This is a genomic window from Streptomyces sp. NRRL S-646, assembly GCF_000720765.1.
In the GTDB taxonomy this organism is placed as follows: Bacteria; Actinomycetota; Actinomycetes; order Streptomycetales; family Streptomycetaceae; genus Streptomyces.
This window is the reverse complement of record NZ_JODC01000011.1, coordinates 80358-102219: the sequence shown is the minus strand read 5'-3', so window position 1 is coordinate 102219 and position 21862 is coordinate 80358. Positions and strand designations below refer to the sequence as shown.

Genomic DNA, 21862 nt, shown 5'->3' with positions numbered 1-21862 from the left:
ACCTCAAAGATCAAGTGTCACAGACGTCACACAGGGAGGGTTGTCCGGATCAGCCGGATCAGTTGGTGGCCAACAATGCTGTGAAGTCCGTCCATGCCTTGGGGGGCAGGCGGAGTATCGGGCCGTCGGGGTCTTTGGAGTCGCGTATGGCGACAGTGGTGGGGATGTTGCGGGCGACCTCGACGCATTCGCCGCTGCCGCTGCTGTAGCTGGACTTCAGGAAGTCGAATCCGGTGGTCAATGCATACCCTCTCTGATGCTCTCGATCAGGCTGAGCGAGTCCTTGGGGGCCAGGCTCAGCCTCGCGGTGCGGTCGAAGAAAGAGCCGTACATGGTGCTTTCGGACTCGCTTTCGACCCACACCGTAGCCGCGATGCTGTCAACGTGGACTACGTCCACGGCTTGGGCTTCGGCGAAGGAGATGATGTTGAAGGCTCCTGCCATACAGGCGTGGCCGCCTGCACGGAAGGGCAACACCTGGATCCGCACGTTGGGGAGTTGGGCCACGTCGAGCAGGTGCTGCAACTGCGCGCGCATGACCTCGGGACCGCCGATCTGTTGCCGGAGCGCGGCCTCCCAGACCACCGCATACATCTGGAGCGGCTCGGCTCCCGATAGCCGGGCCTGGCGCTTCATCCGTACATCTACGACCCCTTCGATCTCGTCGGGGTCCGTGCACAGCCCTTCGCTTACCACAACCGCCCTGGTGTACTCAGGGGTCTGCAACAGGCCTGGAACGAACGCCTGTTGCCATGTCCGCACCTGACTGGCGACGTCCTCCATGGCGATGTACTCGGCGATCGCCCCGGCCTGCGGAGCGTGCTGCCACCAGCCCTTCGCCTTACGGCGCTCCCGGTCCAGCCGGGCCAGGTTCAGCAGCCGTGCCAGGGCTTCGGGGTCGTCCAAGCCGTAGAGCTCGCACAGGGCACGGATGTCGATGTCCCGCATCGGCACCCATCCCCGCTCCATCTTCACGATCTTCGAGTTGGTCGCGTTGAGGACATCAGCGGCTTGCTGCTGGGTCTTTCCCGCCGCATCGCGGAGGCGCAGCAGCTCCCCACCGAGTCGGCGCCCCAAGACAGTTGACGCCCGGTTACCAGTTAGCGCGGATCGGTTCACGGGATCAGTCTCGCGCCTCCGCCGCCCTCTCAACAAACTTGGAGACAAGTGTCTCCAAGTTTGTTGCACTCGTGCCATCCGTCTCGCTACGGTCAGTACTCAACCGCTCACTCAGCGGCTCCCACCCACCCCCACAAGGAGGCGCGCGTCCATGCCCGACGCCAATCCCACCCCCGAACCCCTCCGCCACGTAGACCAGCTCGACTACACCCCCGTCCCCCGCAGCGTCGCCCTCGCCCGCCGCCGCACCGCACGCGTCGTCACCGACTGGGGGCATACGCACCTCGCCGGAGACGTAGCCCTCGTCGCCAGCGAACTGATGACCAACGCTCTCCTGCACGGCAGCCTGCGCGACCGGCTCATCCGGCTGCGGATCACCACGACGGCCGCCGCGCTCCGCGTCGAGGTCAGCGACCCTCGCGGTGAACGGCCGCCGTGTCGGCGGGAGGCAACCGACGAGGATCAGTTCGGGCGAGGACTGCTGCTGGGCGGAGCGCTGGCGGACGACTGGGGCGTGGGGCCACGGGTGGGAGTCGGCAAGACCGTCTGGGCGGAATGGGGCCTCGGCCTCACCCTCTGCGGCAATCCGCTCGCGCGCACGCGGAAGTGACGGGAATGGCGCTAGCGTGGGCTCGTGCCGGAAGGGCGCTGGACGAGCGGAAGGAGCGGCCCATGACCACGCCGCACGCGGACGGAAACGGCCCGCTCATTCCCAGGCCCGAGCTGACACTGCCAGCTCTGCGACAGGCCGTGGCAACGGTGGTCCCCTCCCGCCTCCCCGAATTCTTCGAGGACCTGCAGAAGGCGTTCGTCCGCGCCGGGGACGAGGACAGCGTCGTACCGATCCGCATGTTCTACCAGCAGTGGGGCGTAGTGGTGGAGATCGAGCGTCACCCCGATACGGCCCACCGCCTGCACGCCGCCGAGCAGGCCATCAGCAGCCCCGACCCGGACGTACGCGAGCGCGCCATCCGTGAGGCCGCAGAGATCGTACGAGCGGCACACCGCGAGGTCGCCGGTAGCTGACTGGCGCTGGGAGCTGTTCCAGGACGACCTGCTGGACGGCCTCCCGGATACGGCACGCGCCGAGACCGACCGGCTGGCCAACGAGATCGCCGTACGCGAGTCGATGGTCTTTCTGGAGGGAGCTGCCTACACCGGACCGGGCCCTGGCGTACGGACCGAGAGCCGCGGGCTCCTCATGCTCACCTACCTGACCGATGTCCGTGGTGAACGGATCGTGCTCGTTCAGGTGAGCTGGTTCGGCTGAGGCACGGCCGGATCCAGGCCGTATCGATCAGGTCCCCTGCTTGCGGTATTTCCGTGAACAGAAGTTTGTTGCTGCCTTTGCACCCGTCTCGGGGCCGTCGGAGGCCTTTCATGAAGTGGAGGGAAGGTCCGGCTGGGTCGCTGAACTGAGCTCCGAGGGCGGCCGATCACGGCCACTGTCAACCATCGGCTGGGACCGAACTGTCAAGCATCACCGGGATCGGACAAGCCCCACGCGCCCGACTGAGTTACAACTTTCTCTACTGGTTTTTCGGCTCTTCGGAGTTGTGGGTGGGTAGTTCACCCTGACCCGTGCTCGCGTCTTCGCCAGGGGCGAGTGCCGTCGGCCGCGAGCAGGATGCGGATGCGGTAGTTGCCGAAGTTGCGGAAGCCGTGAGCCAAGCGGCGGGTCTTCTCGATGATGAGGTTGATGGCCTCGGTGCCGCCGTTGCTGATCCCGTACCGGTCAGGGTCGGGATCGCCCAGGCCACCGCTCGGGTAGTGAGCTTGGCCCGCGGCGGAAGGGCGGGATGCTCCTCGGACCAGACCCCGACCGGACAGCGCTGTTCGCGGCAGCGCCAGCGACGCTTGCGCCAGATCAGCTGCACCGGGATGCCGAAGCAGGGCGCGTCGGCCAGGCGGTGCTCGCGACGACCGTGGTCGGCCGCGACCACCCCACGGCCGCGGCACGCAACCACAGCAGGTGGATGGGTCTGGATTGTCAGGCGTAGCAGCCCGCGTGGGTGCTCAGCGTCGGAATCGAAACGGTCAACAGCAACAAGCTGCAGACCGTCCAGTCCCAGCAGTTCGTCAGCGATGGCGCACGCCGTGGGCGAACGGTCAGCGGCGCAGGTGGTGTGCAGTGATCGCGCGGTAGAACGCACTGCGCCTGTCTCGACCGTCACCTGAACACCGGCCTCGGCGTCGGCCAGGCCCGAAGCCCCCCAGCGGCCGCCCTCACGCCCAGAATCAAGGGCTGTGAGGGCCGCCGGGGGAGCCGATTCGCCGCGTCGAGTCCGACGGATTCCCAGGGCGTGGGATCGGTCGCCGGTTGCTCGGGAAGTCAGCCGTACAGCTGAGCAGGGTCGCCCCCGAGGGCGGCCTTGACGAACCGCGCAGGGTCGTCGACCAGGACCTCGATGGCTCCGGCCTCGATCCCGGCCAGGCTGGCTCGCGCGACCTCGGCGGGGTCGATCTTGGGTCCGTCGTTGCCGGCCATCATGTCGGTATCAGCAGCCCCAGGTGGACTCCCTGCACGAGGATGTCCTTGCCGGCCAGCTCCACTCGGACACCGTTGGTCATGTTCCACTCCGCGGCCTTGGCCACCGAGTACGACCCCGACCCGGCCGCGGTGGCCACCCAGGACAGGACCGATAGGACGTTGACGATGGCCCCCTCACCGTTGCCGACCATGACCGGAGCGAAGGCGCGGATGACGCTCAGCGTGCCGAACAGGTGCGTCTCGAGGTCGGTGCGGATGTCCTGGACCGGGGAGGTCAGCAAATTCGCTCCGGTGGTGATGCCGGCGTTGTTGACCAGCACGGTGACGTCCGAGGCGGTGACCGCGGCCTGGGAGATCGACGTCTCGTCCAGCAGGTCCAGGTGCAGCGGGACGACACGGGAGTCGCTGACGTCCAGCAGGTCAGGCCGGCGGGTGCCGGCGTAGACCTTCTGCGCTCCTTCAGCCAGCAGCTGCTCGACGAAGCGCTGGCCAATGCCCCGGTTGGCACCGGTCACCAGCGCGATGGATCCGTTGATCTGCATGATCGTCCTATCGACGTCGTACGTGGGAGAGACGAGGGAACGTCCCCTCGCCAGCGCTGGGTACGCTAAGACTTGACGTCGACGTGAAGGTCAAGTCGATCACCGTTCCGTCGTGAGCCGAAAGGAGTGAGCCGTGCCGATCGAGCACCTACGCATCGGGCAGGTGGCCCAGCGGGCCGGGGTCAGCACCCGCGCTCTGCGCTACTACGAGGAGCAGGGACTGCTGGAGCCGCAGCGCACCACCAGCGGCCAGCGCCTCTACCCGGCCTCGGCCGTGGCGCGGGTGCAGCTCATCCAGCAGCTGTTCACCGCCGGGCTCAACAGTCCACTGCTCGCCACGCTCCTGCCGGCCATCGATGCCCGCCACGTCGATGCCGAGCTGTCGGCGCGACTGCTGGTCGAGCACGCACGGCTGGAGTCGGAGATCGCCGATCTGCAGGCGGCCGGCCGCCGCCTCGCCGCATTGATCGGCCTCGTCGATCACCCTGACGATGCGTCGTGCCCGGCGTCCCTCGATGAGGCAGTGACTGATGGGGCACCGACGTCGAGGAGGACGTCACTTCGTCCTGCGCGCAAGGTCCGCGCCGCGTGAGCACAAGTTCCTGAGCTCTCGCGGAGCCAGCTACCCACCGTCGCTGACGGCCTGCGGTTCCAAGGGCACGAAGGGACGACGCAAGTCGCGTCGCAGAAGACCTTCCCACCCGCAGATCCGAAGACCCGGATAAACGCAAACCGTGCGTCACGCAACTACGCCGAATCCCTGCACCCCCAACGAGTCTCAGATCTTCCTCAACTCTCTTCTGCCTGATTAATCTTGCTCGTAGTGTCTTGCGGGACCGGAGGGTGCGGTTCCGGACCAGAGCGCACCTATCCAAGCAAGAAGAATCGGGGATTCTCTCAATGTGAAGCGCGTGATATCAAGTACGCTGTCCGTCACGCTTCTCAGCGGCGCCCTCATGATGGGCGCGGGGACCGCGTCAGCCGCCACGCAAACGCAGCACATCACCAAGACTTCGAACCCGGTGGTCAAGGTCGACCCGGTCGAAGACGTGCGGTCGCTGTGCACCGTCTACCACGACAAGTACGCGTGCGCCGCACTCCTGCATCGCAACAAGATGACTAACGTCGTCAAAAACTTCCTGGTGAAGGCCGGTATCGGCGGGGCGGCCGCATTCGTCGTCGGCAGGTACATCAGCAAGGATGCAGCCAAGGACATCGCCGCCAAGGTCGTTGTGGCAGGGTCCGCAGCCTGCCTGGCATCCTTCACGTAACCCATCGGGAGCACACCAATGACGGCCAAGATCCTTGTCACACTCATCTGGATTGCCGTACTCATCGGCGTAAACAAACTGCTCGCCGATACCGACTGGCCCCAGTACGTGGCCACATTCTTCCTCGCCGGCGCGTACGCACTACTCATAGACAAATTGAATAAGCGTGCCGCGCAGGACGGTGAAAACTAGAGGGACCGTTCCAAAAAGGTCTTGGCCGCAGCGGCAATAACACGGTATCGCCGCTTCTCATGAAGCGGCGATACCGTCAAATCCCGTGCCGCCCCGGACCGGAATTTCCACGGCCACCACGTCCGGCTGAGCCCGCCACGACGCACACCGCAGGCCCGCCGAGAACCCGCACCGCGCTGATACGCGACCATGGCCACGCGCCGGCTACACGACAGAGTGATGGCCGGGGACAGCGTTGAGCCCGAGGCTGCCGGTGCAGCAGTGTTGCTGCCATGGACTGTGACCGGACCTCCGCGACCTCCTCCTCTCCTTCCTCCTTTCGTCCGACCCGTCGTCAACTCCTCGCCGCCGCAAGCGCCGTGCCCCTCGTGGGCGTGGCCCCGGCGGCGGTCGCACGGCCCCGCACCGGTATCCCCTCCCTGGCCTTCACCGGGGCCACCAACGGCTCCGCCACCCTCGCCGGGGACCGCCTGATCGCCGAGGTGCAGGGCACCCTGTGGTCCCTGCCCCGCACCGGCGGCAAGGCCCGACCCCTCACCCCGGCCGACCTCGAACCCAACCGCCCCACGTACTCCCCGGACGGCACCCTCGTCGCCTTCTGCGCCTACCGGGGCGGCGGTTTCCACCTCTGGACCATGCGCTCCGACGGCTCCGACCTTCGGCAGCGCACCGACGGCCCCTGGGACGACCGCGGCCCGGCCTGGTCGCCCGACGGCACCCGGCTCGCGTTCGCCTCAGAGCGTGGGGGCGACCCCGTCGCCGGAAGCCCGTACCGCATCCACGTTCTTGAGCTGCGCACCGGTCGTATCACCCGCGTCACCGGCCTGACCGGCCAGGACGGCCCCCTCCAGGACGGTCCGTGGGAGGACTTCGACCCCATCTGGTCACCGGACGGCAGCCGCATCCTCTTCGTCCGCGCGAAGACGGTCACCACCGCCCAGGGGCTGACCGTGGAAGCCCGTACGATCGCCGCCGTCCCCGCCGACGGCACCGGCCCGGTCGTCGTAAACCACACCGAGACCGAGGCCGCGCAGGTCATGACCCCCGCCGTCGCCGCCGACGGCCGCCTGGCGTATCTGCGCACCACGGCCGCCCCGAACGCCTCCTGCACCCTGGTCGTCGACGGTCACCCCGTCCCGGTCACCGGCGACATCGCTCCGGTGCCCCCGCGCTGGACACCGGCAGGGCAACTGCTCCTGACCCTCGACGGCGCCTTCACCCTCGTACGACCGGAGAGCCCGGAGCAGCCGCAGACCCTCCCCTTCGAGGGAGTGCTCCCCGTGCAGCGGCCGCGGTACGCGACCAAGAAGTACGACCTCGGGGAGCCGGGCCGGGCCCGTCCCGTCCGGGCCATTCATCTGCCCGCGCTCTCGCCCGACGGGCGTCAGATCGCCTTTGCTGCTCTCAACTCGCTCTGGCTGGCCGGTAGTTCGGGTGGACGTCCGCCCCGGCGGCTGCACACCGCGTCCCGCACCCGGTATCTGCTCGCGCCCGCCTGGGCCCCCGACGGCCGGTCGCTCGTCTACGCCGACGACCGCGACGGACTCCTCGGTGTGTACCGTCACGATCTCGCCACCGGCGAGGAGACCGCGCTCGCGACCGGCGGCCGGGTCCACCCCGCGCTCTCCCCGGACGGGCAGCGGCTCGCCTGTCTCGACCTGACCGGCCGGCTCCTCGTCCGCGACCTGGCCTCCGGCGAGGAACGCGTCCTCGCCACCCCTCTCGGCGCCGGCGGTCTGCCCGGCCGTCCCAGCTGGTCGCCCGACGGCCGCCACCTCGCCCTCTGCGACCGCAACCGGCTCAACTCCCGCTTCCGGGAGGGCTACAACCTCGTCCGGATCGTCGACACGGCGACGGGCGCCGACCGCCTGCATGCGGTGGCGCCCCACACCTCGATCTCCGACCGGTACGACTCCGGGCCCGTCTGGTCGCCCGACGGCCGCTGGATGGCGGTGATCGTCGAGTCGGCGCTGTGCCTGCTGCCCGTCGGCCCCGACGGCACCCCGACCGGCGACCTGCGCACCCTCACCACCGAACCCGCCGACCACCCGTCCTGGTCCGCCGACTCCACCACCCTGCTCTACCTCTCCGGCAGCCGAATGCGGCTCGTCGGCGTCGACGGCGGGCCCGCCCGTACCGTCCGCGTCCCCCTCGACGCCCCCAGGCCCACACCCGCCGACGTCGTGGTGCACGCCGGGCGCCTCTGGGACGGCACGGGTGAGACGACCCGCGAGGACGCCGACATCGTCGTAAGCGGTGGGCGCATTACGGCAGTCGAGCCGCACCGGTCCGGCCGCCGTGCTTCCCTCCGCCGCATCGACGCCTCCGCGCACACCGTGATCCCCGGCCTCTGGGACACCCACACCCACCCCTGGCAGACCACCTACGGCGGCCGCCAGACCGCCGGCCAGCTCACCTACGGCATCACCACGGCCGTCTCCCTCGGCGGTTTCGCCTACGAGCAGGCCCGCATCCGCGAGGCCGTGGCCACCGGACAGCTCGCCGGGCCGCGGCTGCTGACCACCGGCGAACTCCTCGACGGGGCCCGCGTCGCGTACAGCATGGGGCGTGCCCACCGGACCCGGGAGGGTCTGCGCCGGTCACTGGAGCGGGGTGCCGAACTGGACTGGGATTTCGTCAAGACGTATGTACGGGCGCCTGGTTGGGTCATGGAGGAGGCGGCGCGTTTCGCCCACGAACGCCTCGGGGTGCGAACGGGCGGCCACCTGTTGTCCCCCGGTGTACAACTCGGCCAGGACCTGACGACCCATCTGCAGGCCACTCAGCGCGCCGAGTTCGGGCACGCCATCACGGCGAGGGGCCGCGCCTACGAGGACGTGACGGAGATCTACACCGCGCCCGCGGTGCACTTCTCCATGATCGCCACCCCCTTCACCTCCGCACCCCTCCTCGGCGCGGACCCCGCCCTCGCCGACGACCCGCGGGTCACGGTGGTGATGCCCCCGTGGGACACGGCCGCCGTCCGCCAGTCGGCGGGCGTCCCGCCCACCCCGGCCCAACTCGCCACCCTCCGCACCGAGACCGACATCTACCGTCGCATCCTGGCCGCCGGCGGCCTGGTCGCCCTCGGCACGGACCAGCCGCTCGTCCCGGTCGGCCTCTCCCTCCACCTCGGCCTGCGCGCCCTGCACCGGGGCGGCCTCACCCCTGCTCAGGCCCTGCGCACCGCCACCGTCCTGCCCGCCCGCCTCTTCGGCGTGGACGGCGACCTCGGCACGGTCGAGGAGGGCAGGCTCGCCGACCTGACGGTGATCGACGGCGACCCGTTCACGGACTTCGCCACCCTCGTCCGTACGGTCTCGGTGCTCAGGGGCGGAGTGCCGTACACGACTGAGGAGTTGGTCGCCGCGTTCGAGCCGACGGCCGGGGCTGCGACGGCGGCGGAGGAGGACTGGCTGGGGATGGGGCGCCTGATGCGCAGGGACGGCTGCTGCGACGGGCACGGCGGGTAATGCCGTTAGGCAGTGTCCTGGCGATCATGAGCGGAGCCAGATGACGAGTGCGGCTGCGGTAACGGTTCCGAGGTAGACGTAGCCGCGCTTGTCGAACCTGGTTGCAACCGCGCGGAAGATCTTCAGTTTGTTGATCGCCCGTTCGACGGTGTTGCGCTTCTTGTAGCGGTCCTTGTCGAAACCGGGCGGTCGGCCCCCGGAGCTGCCGCGTCGCACCCGGTTGGCTGCCTGGTCGGCCTTCTCCGGGATGACGTGCCGGATTCCGCGTTTGCGCAGATAGCGGCGAGTCCGGCGGTTGCTGTAGCCCTTGTCCGCACTGACGCTGTCCGGCTTCGTACGTGGCCTGCCACAGGCCAGCCGCGGTACGCAGATCCGGTCCATGACTGCCTCGAACTGGGTGCAGTCGGCGCACTGCCCGGGCGTGATGACCAGCGAGAGCACCCTGCAGCGGCCGTCCGCGCTCAGGTGGATCTTGGTAGTGAACCCGCCGCGCGATCGGCCGAGCGCCTCACCTCCCTCACCACCTCCGCCAGCCGGTCGATCAGTTCCGCCCAAACCCGAGCGGCTCTGACCGCCTGGGCGGAGCCCCCTTTGATGGCGGGCGGCGGAGCGTGCCGGGCGCCGGCGGCCTGGTGGTGTGCGCGCACGGACGTCGAGTCGATTGAGGCGTCCCAGTCGATCTCGCCAGCCGCGTCCGCCTCGGCCTGGATCCGCCGCAGGAGCATCTCCCACATTCCGTCCGCCGACCAGCGGCGATGCCGCTCGTGCACCGTCTTCCACGGTCCGTACCGCTCCGGCAGATCGCGCCAGTGCACGCCCGTGCGGATCCGGTACAGCACCCCGTTCACGACCTGGCGGTGGTCCCGCCACCTGCCACAGCGCCCATTGCTGACCGGTAGAAGCGGCTCCAGCCGATCCCACTGAGCATCCGTCAAGTCACCTCTGTCTCCCACGGTCCTATCAACGACTGGACTGGTCGTCGGGGCGTCTTCCAACACCCCGGCGATGCTCGGTACTGACGGCTGAATACGGTGGAGGGGCCCGGTTGAATGAGAGGACGCGAAGACGTGGATGTGTATGAGGCCGTGGACAGTCGCCGGGCCGTGCGGGCGTTTAGCGATGAGCCCGTGCCCAAGGAGGTACTCGAACGAGTGCTGACCGCAGCGACGAGGGCTCCGTCCAGCGGGAACCTCCAGCCGTGGCATCTGTACGTCGTGACCGGTGAGCCCTTGGCGGAACTCAAGCGGACCGCGACAGCCAGGGCACTGGCGGGGGACCCCGGCGACGAGCGTGAGTACCCGATGTACCCGGACGGGCTGGCCTCACCGTATCTGGACCGTTTTGCTGCTGCCGCCGCCCAGCGGTACGAATCGCTGGGGATCGAGCGCGACGCCCCAGACCGGCCCAGGAAGATCGCCACCTTAAACTCGGAGGCGTTCGGGGCGCCGGCCGTTCTGTTCTGCTACCTCGACCGGACGATGGGGCCGGGGCAGTGGGCTGACGCCGGGATGTACCTGCAGACGGTCATGTTGTTGTTGAGGGCCGAGGGGCTGCACAGCTGCCCCCAGGTGATGTGGACCGTGTACCGGGAGACTGTCAGCCGGGCAGTCGGAGCCGATGACGGACTCGTGCTGTTCTGCGGCGTCTCAGTGGGGTTCGAGAAGGAGGGCGCGCCGCAACTGCGCACCGGGCGGGCGGAGATGACAGAAACGGTGAGATTCATCGGAGTGTGACCGCTGGCCGGCCGAGATCGACAGGACAGGCCCTAGTGCCTTCAATGCTCCTAATGCCTTTATGGCCGGCCCAGCGCGCCAAGGCACAACTGCTCGATGGCGGAGACCACTTGGGCTGTGGTGCACCCCTCGGGCGGGTCCAGCAGCGCGCCGTGCACCTGTGCCTCGATGCTCTGGACCAGCAGCAGTGCGGTGAGTCGCCGGTCCGGGCCGCCGACGGCCAAGCGGTGGAGGTGGTGTTCGACCTCGGCGGCGATCCATTTCTGGACCTCGCGCAGCCGGGCTGCCGTCTCCTTCGGGCGCGGTGCCTGGTCGTACAGCAGACGGTGCAGCCCGGGTTCGGTGGTGTGCACGTCGGCGACGGCGTGCACGAGGGCTGTGACGGTCTGCGGCAGGGGCGGGTTGCTCGTGCGCAGTCCGGACAGGGTTGCCGACAGCCCTGCCACGAGCCGGAGCATGTGCCGCTCGCCGAGGGCGTACAGCAGTGCGTCCTTGTCGGGGAAGTACTGATACAGCGAGCCGATCGACACACCGGCCCGTTCGGCGATGCGGTTCGTCGTCGCCTTCGCCCGGCCGTCACGCTCGAAAAGCTGAGCAGCCGCCTCCAGAATGGCGTCGTACGTCTCCTTGGACCGCTGCTGACGTGGTCTTTTGCGGGGTGTGGACACGACCGTTCCGAGGTGGGTATGCGAGTTGTCAACGCTCAGTATTGCTCGGACCCTTGAGGGCATGTTCACCTTCGACGTCGACCCCGCGGCGCTGTTCGAGGAACGCGCCCGCCAGTTCACGGCCTGGGGTATCCCGGGGAGTGCCGTGGCCCGCGCCCGCGGTCGGATCACCGACATGTGGGGTACCGGCCAGGGGAGTTGGGTGCCGGTGTGGAGCGGGCTCGCCCGCGAGGCGGAACGGGACGGGCGGTGGCTGCGCGCCGCCCAGCTGTGGGGCGCGGCACGCTTCCCGGCACTGGCCACGGACGACCGGCTGGCGGCGTACGAACGCCAGCGGGAGTGCTTCGCACGCGCGGTCGGGCGCTTTCCGGTGCGCACCGTGCGCGAGGTTCTGGCCGTCCCGTCGGCGCAGGGTGCTCGGGCACTGGCCCTCCCCGTGCACCTGGTCACCCGTATCGCCCGAGTCACCCGTGGTCGCAGGGTGCGCGGTGTGCTGGTGCTGTCGGGTGGAGTCGACACCTGGAAGGTGGAACTGCATCGGATGGCGGTGGCCACAGCACTGGCCACCGGCCTGACGGTCGTCGTCATCGATATGCCGGGGACCGGCGAGTCACCGCTCCCGCTCGCGCCGGACGGCGATGCGCTGCTGGCCGGGCTCGTCGAGGTGCTGCGCGAACGGTTCCCGGGTGTCCCGGTGGCCTGCTTCGGCGTGAGTTTCGGCGGTCACTGGGCGGTCAAACTGGCCGCCCGGGGTGTCGTCGACGCCGCCGTCGGCCTGGGCGGTCCCACCGGAGCCGCCGGCCAGGACATCGACGTACCGTCCCTCCCGCACGGCATGGCGGGCATCATCGGAAACGCCCTCCACCTGGACGGGCCCCCCGACGCGGCAACCGCCGAAGCTCTCCTGTCCGGCTTCTCGCTGCGCCGTCAGGGACTGTTGGATGCGACCGGCGGTGCCCCTCTGCTTGCAGTCAACGGCGAGCACGACCAGTACATCCCGCGCGGTGACACCACCGCTCTGGCCTCCCGCCCCGACACGACCGTCTGGATCGTCCGGAACGCGACCCACTGCGCGGCCGAGCGCATCCGGCCGGTGCTGGTGGGCACTTGGGGCTGGCTGCTGGCCCGAATGGGCGGGGGTGTACGGACGGAGACACTGCTGCGGGTGCCGGTACGCCGGCATCTGGAGGTGCCGCTATAGCGGCATCTTGAGGTGTGGGATGCGGACCTGTGACACCTGCTCAGGCCTCCTGCAGCGCCTGCGCGGGGCGTTCCCCCGACCCCCGAACGATCAGCCGCGTGGGCACGGTGATCGTCCGGGCCCGCGACCGGTCCCCGTCGAGCCGCGCCAGCGCGGTCGCCGCGGCCGCCCGGCCGATCTCCTCGGGGTCCTGGGCGACGACGGTCAGGGCCGGTTCGAGCGCCTCGGCGAGCGGGACGTCGTCGAAGGCGACGACGGCGATGTCCTTCCGCCCCCTGCGGGCGAGTTCGGCGACCATGCCGAGCGCGACCATGTTGTTGCCGGCGAACAGGGCCGTGGGCGGATCGGACAGGGCGAGCAGCTGGGCGGTCGCCGTCGCGGCCGCCGGCTGGTCGTGGGCGTTGGTGACCAGCGAGCGGTCGTAGGCGAGATCGGCCTCCTGCAGGGCCGTACGGTATCCGGCCAGACGCTCGCGGCGGGTGTACAGCTTCACGGGCAGGTCGCCGATGAAGCCGATACGGCGGTGGCCGTGGGCGATCAGATGGGCGACACCGTCATGGGTGCCCGCACGGTTGGAGCTGACGATGCTGTCCGTGGACAGGCCGACTCCCGGACGGTCGAGGAAGACCACGGGCAGCCCGGCCGCGCGGTGGCTCTTGAGGTGGGAGTGGTCGGCGCCCACGGACGGCACGATCATCAGGATGCTGACGCGCCGGGCCAGGAACTTGTCGGTCAGGGCGCGTTCACGGCCGGGGTCGTCCGCGGAGGAGCCCATGAGCAGCGTCAGCCCGCGCTCGCCGACCGTGTCCTCGATGGCGCGGGCCACGGCCCCGAAGAAGGGGTTGGCGAGGTCGGGGATGACCAGACCGATGGTGGTGTCCGGGCCCCCGACGCGGATGTTGCGGGCCATCAGGTTCGGCTGGAAGCCGAGTTCGGCGACGGCGGCGAGGACCTGCTCCCTGGTCCGGGGCGACACGGGGCCGTCCTCGTTGAGGACCCGGGAAACCGTCTTGGCACTGACACCTACTTCCCGGGCGACGTCGGCCAGGGTGGGGCGGCGGCTCGCAGCCATGGAGGAACGTCTCCTGTCAGCTCCCGGGTTCCGGCCGCGGCCTCGGCCGGAACATGCGGGAGCTGGGTCGTGGTGTCAGTTGGCCTGGACTCCGGCCGCCTTCGCAGCCTCGGAGTCCGCTACGACGGTACCTCCGGCCGAATCGACGGTGAGCGCGCCGGTCATGATGGCGACGACCTCCGCCATGGAGTAGTCGGACGGCTTGATCACGGCAGCCCGCTTGCCCAGCCGGTGGACGTGGATGCGGTCGGCGATCTCGAAGACGTGCGGCATGTTGTGGCTGATCAGGACCACCGGCAGGCCCTTGTCGCGGACGCGCCGGATCAGGTCGAGGACCTGGCCGGACTCCTTGACGCCGAGGGCGGCGGTCGGTTCGTCCATGACGACGACGCTGCCGGCCCAGGCGACGGACCGGGCGACCGCGACGGCCTGGCGCTGTCCGCCGGAGAGGGTCTCGACCGACTGCGTCAGCGAGCGCAGGCCGATCTTCAGGTCGGCCATGTGCGCGGAGGCCTCCTCGCGCATGCGCTTCTTGTCGAGCATGCGGAAGACACTGCCGAGGACACCGGGACGGCGCAGCTCGCGCCCCAGGAACATGTTCGAGGCGATGTCCATGGAGGCGGCCACGGCGAGGTCCTGGTAGACGGTCTCGATGCCGTGGGCGCGGGCGCTCTGCGGACCGGAGAAGGTGATGGGCTTGCCGTTGAGCCGTATCTCGCCCGCGTCGGGGACCAGCGCGCCGGTGAGGGCCTTGATGAGGCTGGTCTTCCCGGCGCCGTTGTCGCCGATGACGGCGAGGACCTCGCCGGGCAGCAGGTCGAAGTCGGCGCCGTCGATGGCGGTGACATGGCCGTAGCGCTTGACCAGACCGCGGGCCTGCAGCACGGGCGTGGGGGAGGAGGTGGCGGTCATCGTGCCTTCTTCCGGGAGATCTGGTCGACGGTCACGGCGAGGATCACCAGCACGCCGGTGATCAGGGTCTGGTAGATGGAGGCGACGCCCATCAGCTGCAGGCCGTTGCGGAACACACCGACGATCAGGACGCCGATGAAGGTGCCCAGGACCGAGCCGCGACCGCCGAAGAGGCTGGTGCCGCCGAGGACGACGGCGGTGATGCTGTCGAGGTTGTCGGTCTGGCCCGCCTGCGGGTCGCCGACTCCGGTGCGGGAGATGAGCAGCAGGGCGGCGATGCCGTAGAGCAGGCCCGCGACGGCGTAGATGCCGATGGTCAGGCGGGAGGTGCGGATGCCGTTGAGGCGGGCGGCTTCCTGGCTGTTGCCCAGGGCGTAGACGTGCCGGCCCCAGCCGGTGTTGCTCAGCGCGTAGGCGAGCAGCAGGAACAGGGCGATGGTGACCAGGGAGCCGTAGGTGATGTCGGTGTGGCCGAGCGGGAAGGTCTGGCCGAGAGCGGTCAGCGGGCCGGGCAGGCTCGTGATGGTCTGTTCGTTGGAGTAGATGTGGGTCAGTGCGAAGGCTACGTTGAGCATGCCGAGCGTGACGATGAACGGCGGCAGCGGGATCTTCTGCACCAACAGCCCGTTGAGCAGGCCGAATCCGGCGCATACGGCGATGCCCAGGGCGATGGCGACGAGCGGGGGCAAGGTGCCGCCCGCGGCCATCTTGGCGATCACGATGCTGCCGAACGCCATCACGGCACCGCACGACAGGTCGATGCCCGCGGTGAGGATGATCAGGGTCTGGCCGATGGCGAGGGTGCCCACGACCATGACCTGCTGCACGATCAGCGAGAAGTTCCCGCCGGTGAGGAACTGGTCGGTCGAGATCGAGAAGAAGGCGCAGGCCAGGAGGAGCGCGACCAGGGGGCCGGTGGTCGGTGCCGTGAGCAGTCTGCGGAGCGTGGTCGGCGCCTTGAGTCCGGCATACGGCGAGGACGTGCCCGGAGGCGTGGTCGTGGCAGTCATGCGAAGTCCTTGTCGGAAGACAGAAGCCCTTGTGGGAGGACCAAGGGGGGCGGCCGTCCCGGGTCGGGGAGGGGGTGGGGCCGGCCGCCCCGCTCAGGGGAGAGGCCCGTCGTGCGGTGCTGGGGGCGCCCCAAAGGGGCGCGGGGCTGTGTCGATTTGCGGCTCCGCCGCGTGGGCGCGGCCAGCCACGACGGCGCCGCAGACGAAAGACGGCACATCGCGGCACAACCCCGCAGCGCTTACCCCCAGCAGTTCTGCAGGCCGAACGCGGTGTCCTTGGACGTGACGCCGGTCTGCGCCTTGTCGGTGATCAGGTTGACGCCGGTGTCGGTGTAACCGGACGCCTTCTTGCCGTTCTTGGCGTAGTCCACGACGGCCTGGACGCCCTGGGAGGCCATCTTCAGCGGGTACTGCTGCGAGGTCGCGGCGATCTTGCCGTCCTTGACCGCCTGGGTTCCCGTGCAGCCGCCGTCGACGGAGACGATCAGGACGTCCTTCTCGCGGCCCTTGGCCTTGAGCGCGGTGTAAGCGCCCAGCGCGGCGGGCTCGTTGATCGTGTAGACGAGGTTGATGCTCGGGTCCTTCTGGAGACAGTTCTCCATGGCGGTCTGGCCCTTGGCCTGGTCGCCGCCGGTGTCCTGGGCGCAGGCGACGTCCTTGTCGGTGGCGCCGAAGCCCTGCAGGAAGCCGTTGTGACGCTGCACGCCGACGGAGACGCCCGGCGCGAGGTCGAGGGTGGCTATCTTGGCCGCCTTGCCCTTCATGGCGGCCTTGGCGTACTGGCCGATGAGCTTGCCGGCGTCGAGGTTGTTGGTGGCGAAGAGGGCGTCGACCGCGCTCTGCGGCTCGGTCGGGGTGTCCAGGGCGATGACCAGGACCCCCTTGGCGCGGGCCTTGGCGATGGCGGGCACGATCGCTTTGGAGTCGCTCGGGGTGATCAGGATGCCCTTCACGCCGGCGGCGACCATGTTCTCGATGGCGGTGACCTGCCCGGCGTTGTCGCCGTCGAACTTGCCGGCGGCGGTCATCAGCTGGGCGCCGTCCGCCTTGGCGGCCTTCTCCGCGCCCTCCTTCATCTTCACGAAGAACGGGTTGGTGTCGGTCTTGGTGATCAGACCGACCTTGACCTTGCCAGAACCGGAGCTGGTGGAACTCGACCCGGAGCCGGAACCGCAGGCCGTCAGGGTGAGGGCCGCGATGCCCGTGACCGCAGCGGCTCTGACGAGGGTGGGTGACAGACGAGTGGTGCGAGACATGAACGACTCCTGCGGGATAGCGAGCGGCGGGGTCGGCATCAGAGCATGTGCGCATGTTGCCCGGTGTTGCCCAGTGTCATCGTTGACTTATGTCAACGTTGACACCGCATGGCGAGGATGATGGACTCCGGCTCGCGGCAACGTCAATGCCTTGTACTCGTCACAAATCGGCAACGTCCCCTCCGCTGCAGGTCCGCAGCCGGAAAGCAGCCGGAAGGCAGCCGGAAAGAAGGCCAGCCCATGAGCCCGCGTCAGATCACCGTCCTGGGAGAGTGCGTCGCGGACGCCTTCACCGAACCGGCAGCCGCCCCGCACGAGCTCGCCCTGCGCGTGCTGCCGGGCGGCGGACCTGCGAATACGGCGGTGGCGTTGGCGCGTCTTGGCACCCCGGCCCGCTTCCTCGCCCGGTTCTCCGGCGACGTGTTCGGACGCCTGTTCCGGGCTCGTCTTGAGGCGTCCGGGGTGGACCTCTCCCACGCCGTCGCGGCCGCCGAACCCAGCACGCTGGCGGTCGCGGAACTGGACGCCCAGGGGCAGGCCGCGTTCTCCTTCCACGCCCAGAACACGGCCGACTGGCAGTGGACCCCACCGGAACTGGCAAGGGTGGACCTGTCCGAAACGGCCTGTCTGCACACCGGTTCCCTTGCGCTGGTACGCGAGCCCGGCGCCGCGGTGGTGGAGGACTTCCTGGCGGCCGCCGCTCCCCGGACCACCATCAGCATCGACCCCAACGTACGGCCACTGCTGGTGCGTCCCGAGGTCTACCGCGCCCGGCTGGAGCACTGGTGCAGCCTCGCCGACGTACTGCGGCTGAGCGAGGACGACCTGGCACTCCTCCTGCCGGACACGCCTCCCGAGAAGGCCTGCGACATCTGGCACACCGCCGGAGCGCGGCTCGTCGTGATCACGCGCGGCGCCGACGGGGCCCTGGCCTCCCTCGACGGCGAACGGATCCAGGTGCCCGCAGTCGCGACGCAGGTGGTCGACACGGTCGGGGCCGGGGACTCCTTCACGGCCGGCCTGCTGCACCACCTCGGCGCCCGCGGATTCCTCGGCGGCCGGCTCCCGGACCTGGACCTGGCCGCCGTCGCCGAAGCCTGCGTGTTCGCCACCCGGGTCGCGGCCCTGACCTGCGCCGTCGCCGGCCCCAACCCGCCGTGGCAGAGCGAGCTGGCCGAGCGCTGATCACCCACCGGACACTCCCCGACAACGCAAGGAGACACCCCAGTGACCAAGACCCTGTTCGCCGAGTTCACCGCCCGCGAGGGAACGGAGGACGAGGTCGCCCGCCTGCTGCGGGAGTACGCCAAGAAGGTCCGCGATGAGGAAGGCAACCTCGCCTTCGACGCCTACACCAAGGCGTCCAGCCCGCGCGCCTTCTGGATCTTCGAGGTGTACCGCGACGAGGACGCCTTCCAGGCGCACCTGAAGCAGCCCTACGGCGCCCCCTTCAACGCCGCCCTCGCCCCGCTGATCGAGGAGGACGCCTCCGTACTGACGTTCCTCGATCCGCTGACCTGACCTGACCTGACCCGCTCGCGAGGTCAGACATCACCTGACGCGGCGGGGAGGGACTGTTCGGTCCAGATGGACTTTCCGGTGCGGGTGTGGCGGGTGCCCCAGCGCCGGCAGAGGGCGGAGATGAGCTGCAGGCCGCGGCCGTCCTCGTCGGTGGCGGAGGTGTGCCTGATGTGCGGGGTGGTCAGGCTGGCGTCGGAGACCTCGCAGATCAGTGCGCGGCTGCGGAGCATGCGCAGCCGGATGGGGCCGTAGGCGTGCCGGACGACGTTCCCGACCAGCTCGCTGACCAGGAGTTCGGTGGTCATGACCAGGTCATCGTCGGTCAGGTCCCAGTCGGTGAGCTGGGCGCGGACCAGCTCGCGGGCCTGGCCCGCCGCCACCGGGTCCTCCGGCAACGGCCACTCGGCGACGTTCTCCGCGGCCAGCGGGTGGGTGCGGGCCAGCAGCAGGGCGGCGTCGTCCGTCAGCGCGCCCTGGTCGGGGAGCAGGGCGGAGGTGATGGCGGCGCAGAGGGCGTCCAGGTCGGAGCCGTCCGCCGGTGCGGCCGGCAGGGCGTTCACGGACTCGACGAGGAACTCGGCGAGGCGGTTCATGCCGCTCGTGACGTCCCTGTCCTTGCTCTCCACCAGCCCGTCGCTGTAAAGGGCGAGCAGGCTGTCGGCGGGCAGCAGGATCTCAAGGGTCTCGAAGGGGGGAGTGGCCACCCCCAGCGGTGGGTCCGGGGTCATGGGCAGGAAGGTGACGGTGCCGTCGGGCCGGGCCACCGCCGGAGGCGGCTGACCGGCACTGGCGTACGACAGCTGCCGGGTCACGGGGTCGTAGATGCCGTAGAGGCAGGTGACGAACACGTCGGTGCCCAACTCGCCCACGATGTCGTTGAGATGGACGAGGATCTCGTCGGGCGGCAGCTCCAGCTCCGAGAGGGTGCGGACGGCTGTCCTGAGCCCGCCCATCGTGGCGGCCTCGGCCATGCCGTGGCCCATGACGTCGCCGATCACGAGCGCCACCCGGGCCGCGGAGAGCGGGATCACGTCGTACCAGTCGCCGCCGACGTCGGCTCCCTGCTTCGCCGGCTGGTAGCGCGCGGCCACCGTCACCTCGGGCAGCTCGGGCAGTGCCTGCGGCAACAGGCTGCGCTGGAGCGTACGGGCCCGGGTCGTCGCCTCGTCGTAGAGCCCGGCCCGTTCCAGGGCCTGCCCGATCAGTCCGCTGAGCACGGTCAGCAGCGTGCGTTCGTCGTCGTCCAGCCCCCGCGGCCGGTCGAAGCAGATCACCGCCGCGCCGATCCCGCGCCCCGACACCGTGAGCGGCAGAAAGACCCACGCTTCCTGGCAGCCCTCCCGGATCAGGGCCCCGGCCTCGGGGTAACGCTCCAGGAACTCCTCCGGGGAGGCGATGTAGAGCGGGGCGCGGGTGCGCAGGGCGTCCCCCACCGGGTTCGTGGTGTCGCGCACGGTCCACTGTCCGTCCAGCAGCCGGGTGAAGCGCTGCGAATACCCCCGGGAGCCGATCACGGTCAGCCGGTCGCCGACCACGCCGAGCATGATGAGTCCGGTGGCCCCGAGGGGGGTCATCACGCCGTCGGCCAGCGCCGCCATCACGTCCTGGGCGGTGACCGCCTCGGCCAGCTCCCGCGTGATCCGCTGTACCAGAGCCGCCCGCTCCCCGGCCGCCCGTTCCGCGGCGGCCCGCTCGACCTCCCGCAGATGCCGCTCGGTGGTGTCGGTGATGTACAGCGTGAGGCCTTCCGGCAGCGGGACCAGCCGCAGGTGGTACCAGGACCTCCCGTCCGGCCACGGCACGTCGAAGCCGGCGGGCCGGCCCTCGGCCGCGATGGCCCGGCACCGCTGCTCAAGCCCGGGCACCGCGCGAATCGCGGGAACGTTCCAGAGCAGGGCTCCGGCCACGTCTCCGGCGGCGCCGAAGAGCCGCTCGGCGGCCTTGTTCAGAAAACCGATGCGCCAGTCCGTGTCCAGGGAGACGAAGCCGTCGCTCATGTGCCGCAGCGCCCGCCCCACCGACTCGGCGGCGTCGTGCGTCTCGTCGCTGTTGCGGAGGGTGCCGATCACCTTCAGCGGTGTCCCGTCCTCGTCCGCGATCGTCCGGGCGCAGGCCTCGATCCAGAGGTACGTGCCGTCCTGGCGCCGGATTCGGTACTCGCTCTGGAAACCGCCGCGCTGCTGGATGCCCGCGTCGAAGCCGGCCACCGCCCCCGGCAGGTCCTTCGGGTGGATCAGCGCCGCCCAGGCCTCGATGCCGTCGCTCAACACCTGTGGATCGATGTCGCCCAGCACCTCCTCGACCGGCCCCTCGGAAGCCAGCTCGCCGGTCCGCAGATCCCAGGTGTACGTGACGGAGGGCGCCCCTTCCACGTCTTCCACGTCCCGTGGGGAGCCCTCCCGCGGGACCGGCCCGTTCTCCAGGGCCTGCAGCAGCGTGGGGGACGGATAGAGAGTCCCGGACGACCTGAGCCTCTCGGACATCCAGGCCGCCACCTCGTTCAGAAAGGCGTGCTCCGCCGCGCCGGGCCCGGCGCCCGGGGCGAAGAGGACGGAGAGCGCGCCGCGTCGCCCACCGCCGCCCGGAATGGGAACGGCCAGGTGCCCGATGCCGGCGGGGAGCCCGGAGGGCCACAGGGCGGCGGGGTCCCGGCCGGGCACCGGGTCGGGCGGGGCCAGGTCGGGCTGCCAGGCGACGATGTCGCTGCGGGCGGCCCTGCTGGGCGGTGCCTTGCCCCGGGCCGGGATGATCAGCCAGGGCCGGGTCATCGACTCCGGCAGCCCACTGTCGGCGACCAGATAGAGAATCCCGCCCATTCCGCCGCCCGGCAGATGCACCATGCCGCCCAGGCCGTGCACCTCGGCCACCGCCTGCTGGAGCGCGGTCAGCAGTACCTCGACATCGCGCCGGTCCTCGTCCACGGCGCCGAGCAGTCGCATCCGCATGCGTTGCCGCTCCAAGGGCCGCACGGCGCCTCTGGCATTCACCACGCCCGACTGTCACCTCCGCTCACCGCTCGGGTATCCGCTGGGCCGCTGCGATCGGGACTCGCAGCAAGCTGCATCCGCCGCTGCATCCGTCGTATTCATTCTGCCCCGAGCAATTTAGGCGATTTCATCTGCCTTGGGGAGGTTTTCGCAGCCGATCGACGAACCTGACCGGCCGTAACCGCCTGCATCGCCCGGGTCGCCGACCCCCTCATCACGGTCGTTCACCACGGCGAACACCCGTCGCCCCGAGCAAGTCAGGAGCGGACAGTCGCAACCGGCCGGCCGGGGAGCCGAACGGCCCAAGCCGCCTCACGCCCAAGGCGCCGCCGCACGGGTGGTTCCGCGCGGAGCGCCTACGACCGCTTCGGCCCCGCGATGCCCTTTCGGCACAGGGGACTTGGGCCAGGAGCC

20 protein-coding genes and 3 pseudogenes are annotated in these 21862 nt (G+C 69.8%); 11 read left to right on the top strand and 12 right to left on the bottom strand.

The window, feature by feature from the left end:
- Positions 1 to 58 precede the first annotated feature (58 nt).
- Together IH68_RS0129135 and IH68_RS0129130 are read right to left on the bottom strand one after the other, a co-directional pair.
- Entirely contained in the window at positions 59 to 241 is a 183-nt protein-coding gene (locus IH68_RS0129135; protein ID WP_030940815.1) for a DUF397 domain-containing protein, read from the bottom strand.
- Entirely contained in the window at positions 238 to 1119 is an 882-nt protein-coding gene (locus tag IH68_RS0129130) for a helix-turn-helix domain-containing protein (RefSeq protein ID WP_030940813.1), read from the bottom strand. Before IH68_RS0129130 ends, IH68_RS0129135 begins: the two co-directional genes overlap by 4 nt.
- A gap of 151 nt (positions 1120 to 1270) precedes the next feature.
- On the opposite strand from IH68_RS0129130, the gene IH68_RS0129125 reads away from it, so the two are divergent.
- The 3 genes from IH68_RS0129125 (at position 1271) to IH68_RS0129115 (ending at position 2389) form a co-directional block, all read left to right on the top strand.
- Positions 1271 to 1729, top strand: coding sequence for an ATP-binding protein (locus IH68_RS0129125; RefSeq protein ID WP_030940810.1), 459 nt, complete (start codon positions 1271 to 1273; stop codon positions 1727 to 1729).
- A gap of 62 nt (positions 1730 to 1791) precedes the next feature.
- The gene (locus tag IH68_RS0129120; protein ID WP_030940808.1) at positions 1792 to 2145 is read left to right on the top strand and encodes a hypothetical protein; all 354 of its coding nucleotides are present in this window, start codon (positions 1792 to 1794) and stop codon (positions 2143 to 2145) included.
- Complete coding sequence (locus IH68_RS0129115) at positions 2093 to 2389, top strand: hypothetical protein (RefSeq protein ID WP_030940806.1); 297 nt, start codon at positions 2093 to 2095, stop codon at positions 2387 to 2389. Before IH68_RS0129120 ends, IH68_RS0129115 begins: the two co-directional genes overlap by 53 nt.
- Before the next feature lie 299 nt (positions 2390 to 2688).
- Here IH68_RS0129115 and IH68_RS58370 read toward each other — a convergent pair whose 3' ends face one another.
- The 3 genes and pseudogenes from IH68_RS58370 to IH68_RS50275 form a co-directional block, all read right to left on the bottom strand.
- Positions 2689 to 2844: a transposase gene (locus IH68_RS58370; RefSeq protein WP_420719014.1), complete on the bottom strand. Its 156-nt coding sequence runs from the start codon at positions 2842 to 2844 to the stop codon at positions 2689 to 2691.
- 113 nt (positions 2845 to 2957) lie between these two features.
- Positions 2958 to 3062, bottom strand: a pseudogene (locus IH68_RS59195) (transposase family protein); the annotation flags it as partial.
- A 389-nt stretch (positions 3063 to 3451) separates the two neighbouring features.
- A pseudogene (locus tag IH68_RS50275) lies at positions 3452 to 4152 on the bottom strand (SDR family oxidoreductase).
- A 133-nt stretch (positions 4153 to 4285) separates the two neighbouring features.
- Here IH68_RS50275 and IH68_RS0129100 point away from each other — a divergent pair.
- The 4 genes from IH68_RS0129100 to IH68_RS0129085 all read left to right on the top strand — a co-directional run bounded on the left by IH68_RS0129100 (position 4286) and on the right by IH68_RS0129085 (position 9088).
- Positions 4286 to 4744 (top strand): MerR family transcriptional regulator, encoded by a 459-nt coding sequence (locus IH68_RS0129100; protein WP_063763553.1) that lies wholly within the window; start codon positions 4286 to 4288, stop codon positions 4742 to 4744.
- 310 nt (positions 4745 to 5054) lie between these two features.
- Positions 5055 to 5423, top strand: coding sequence for a hypothetical protein (locus IH68_RS0129095; protein WP_030940803.1), 369 nt, complete (start codon positions 5055 to 5057; stop codon positions 5421 to 5423).
- 18 nt (positions 5424 to 5441) lie between these two features.
- A complete protein-coding gene (locus tag IH68_RS56530; RefSeq protein ID WP_159403736.1) occupies positions 5442 to 5615 on the top strand; it encodes a hypothetical protein in 174 nt (57 codons plus the stop codon).
- Between the two features lie 272 nt (positions 5616 to 5887).
- Positions 5888 to 9088, top strand: a complete 3201-nt coding sequence (locus IH68_RS0129085) for an amidohydrolase family protein (RefSeq protein ID WP_030940802.1) — start codon at positions 5888 to 5890, stop codon at positions 9086 to 9088.
- A 24-nt stretch (positions 9089 to 9112) separates the two neighbouring features.
- On the opposite strand, the pseudogene IH68_RS53645 reads toward IH68_RS0129085, so the two are convergent.
- Positions 9113 to 10041 (bottom strand): annotated as a pseudogene (locus IH68_RS53645) (IS5 family transposase).
- Between the two features lie 114 nt (positions 10042 to 10155).
- Here IH68_RS53645 and IH68_RS0129070 point away from each other — a divergent pair.
- Positions 10156 to 10821: a nitroreductase gene (locus IH68_RS0129070; RefSeq protein WP_030940799.1), complete on the top strand. Its 666-nt coding sequence runs from the start codon at positions 10156 to 10158 to the stop codon at positions 10819 to 10821.
- 59 nt (positions 10822 to 10880) lie between these two features.
- Here IH68_RS0129070 and IH68_RS0129065 read toward each other — a convergent pair whose 3' ends face one another.
- On the bottom strand, positions 10881 to 11489 hold the full coding sequence (locus IH68_RS0129065; RefSeq protein WP_030940797.1) for a TetR/AcrR family transcriptional regulator: 609 nt from the start codon (positions 11487 to 11489) through the stop codon (positions 10881 to 10883).
- A 61-nt stretch (positions 11490 to 11550) separates the two neighbouring features.
- On the opposite strand from IH68_RS0129065, the gene IH68_RS0129060 reads away from it, so the two are divergent.
- Entirely contained in the window at positions 11551 to 12690 is a 1140-nt protein-coding gene (locus tag IH68_RS0129060) for an alpha/beta fold hydrolase (RefSeq protein ID WP_051833787.1), read from the top strand.
- 40 nt (positions 12691 to 12730) lie between these two features.
- On the opposite strand, the gene IH68_RS0129055 is transcribed toward IH68_RS0129060, so the two are convergent.
- The 4 genes from IH68_RS0129055 to IH68_RS0129040 all read right to left on the bottom strand — a co-directional run bounded on the left by IH68_RS0129055 (position 12731) and on the right by IH68_RS0129040 (position 16940).
- Complete coding sequence (locus IH68_RS0129055; RefSeq protein WP_030940793.1) at positions 12731 to 13762, bottom strand: LacI family DNA-binding transcriptional regulator; 1032 nt, start codon at positions 13760 to 13762, stop codon at positions 12731 to 12733.
- A 75-nt stretch (positions 13763 to 13837) separates the two neighbouring features.
- Positions 13838 to 14674: an ATP-binding cassette domain-containing protein gene (locus IH68_RS0129050; RefSeq protein ID WP_030940791.1), complete on the bottom strand. Its 837-nt coding sequence runs from the start codon at positions 14672 to 14674 to the stop codon at positions 13838 to 13840.
- Entirely contained in the window at positions 14671 to 15684 is a 1014-nt protein-coding gene (locus tag IH68_RS0129045; protein WP_030940788.1) for an ABC transporter permease, read from the bottom strand. The genes IH68_RS0129050 and IH68_RS0129045 overlap by 4 nt, the downstream gene beginning before the upstream one ends.
- Before the next feature lie 239 nt (positions 15685 to 15923).
- Positions 15924 to 16940 carry a sugar ABC transporter substrate-binding protein gene (locus tag IH68_RS0129040; RefSeq protein ID WP_030940786.1) on the bottom strand — a complete coding sequence of 339 codons (1017 nt, stop codon included), beginning with the start codon at positions 16938 to 16940 and terminating at the stop codon, positions 15924 to 15926.
- Positions 16941 to 17180: 240 nt separating this feature from the next.
- Here IH68_RS0129040 and IH68_RS0129035 point away from each other — a divergent pair, with 240 nt between their 5' ends.
- Complete coding sequence (locus tag IH68_RS0129035) at positions 17181 to 18125, top strand: carbohydrate kinase family protein (protein WP_030940784.1); 945 nt, start codon at positions 17181 to 17183, stop codon at positions 18123 to 18125.
- A 42-nt stretch (positions 18126 to 18167) separates the two neighbouring features.
- The gene (locus IH68_RS0129030) at positions 18168 to 18461 is read left to right on the top strand and encodes a putative quinol monooxygenase (RefSeq protein ID WP_030940783.1); all 294 of its coding nucleotides are present in this window, start codon (positions 18168 to 18170) and stop codon (positions 18459 to 18461) included.
- Between the two features lie 23 nt (positions 18462 to 18484).
- Here the strand turns inward: IH68_RS0129030 and IH68_RS0129025 are convergent, their stop codons facing one another.
- Positions 18485 to 21451: a SpoIIE family protein phosphatase gene (locus IH68_RS0129025; protein WP_234341661.1), complete on the bottom strand. Its 2967-nt coding sequence runs from the start codon at positions 21449 to 21451 to the stop codon at positions 18485 to 18487.
- Between the last annotated feature and the right edge of the window lie 411 nt (positions 21452 to 21862).

What these genes read in the sequence shown, in the direction of transcription:
- IH68_RS0129050 (WP_030940791.1), bottom strand. Translation starts at nt 14,674, where the DNA reads ATGACCGCCACCTCCTCCCCCACGCCCGTGCTGCAGGCCCGCGGTCTG.
- IH68_RS0129045 (WP_030940788.1), bottom strand. Translation starts at nt 15,684, where the DNA reads ATGACTGCCACGACCACGCCTCCGGGCACGTCCTCGCCGTATGCCGGA.
- IH68_RS0129120 (WP_030940808.1), top strand. Translation starts at nt 1,792, where the DNA reads ATGACCACGCCGCACGCGGACGGAAACGGCCCGCTCATTCCCAGGCCC.
- IH68_RS0129085 (WP_030940802.1), top strand. Translation starts at nt 5,888, where the DNA reads ATGGACTGTGACCGGACCTCCGCGACCTCCTCCTCTCCTTCCTCCTTT.
- IH68_RS0129035 (WP_030940784.1), top strand. Translation starts at nt 17,181, where the DNA reads ATGAGCCCGCGTCAGATCACCGTCCTGGGAGAGTGCGTCGCGGACGCC.
- IH68_RS0129125 (WP_030940810.1), top strand. Translation starts at nt 1,271, where the DNA reads ATGCCCGACGCCAATCCCACCCCCGAACCCCTCCGCCACGTAGACCAG.
- IH68_RS0129060 (WP_051833787.1), top strand. Translation starts at nt 11,551, where the DNA reads ATGTTCACCTTCGACGTCGACCCCGCGGCGCTGTTCGAGGAACGCGCC.
- IH68_RS0129040 (WP_030940786.1), bottom strand. Translation starts at nt 16,940, where the DNA reads ATGTCTCGCACCACTCGTCTGTCACCCACCCTCGTCAGAGCCGCTGCG.
- IH68_RS56530 (WP_159403736.1), top strand. Translation starts at nt 5,442, where the DNA reads ATGACGGCCAAGATCCTTGTCACACTCATCTGGATTGCCGTACTCATC.
- IH68_RS0129055 (WP_030940793.1), bottom strand. Translation starts at nt 13,762, where the DNA reads ATGGCTGCGAGCCGCCGCCCCACCCTGGCCGACGTCGCCCGGGAAGTA.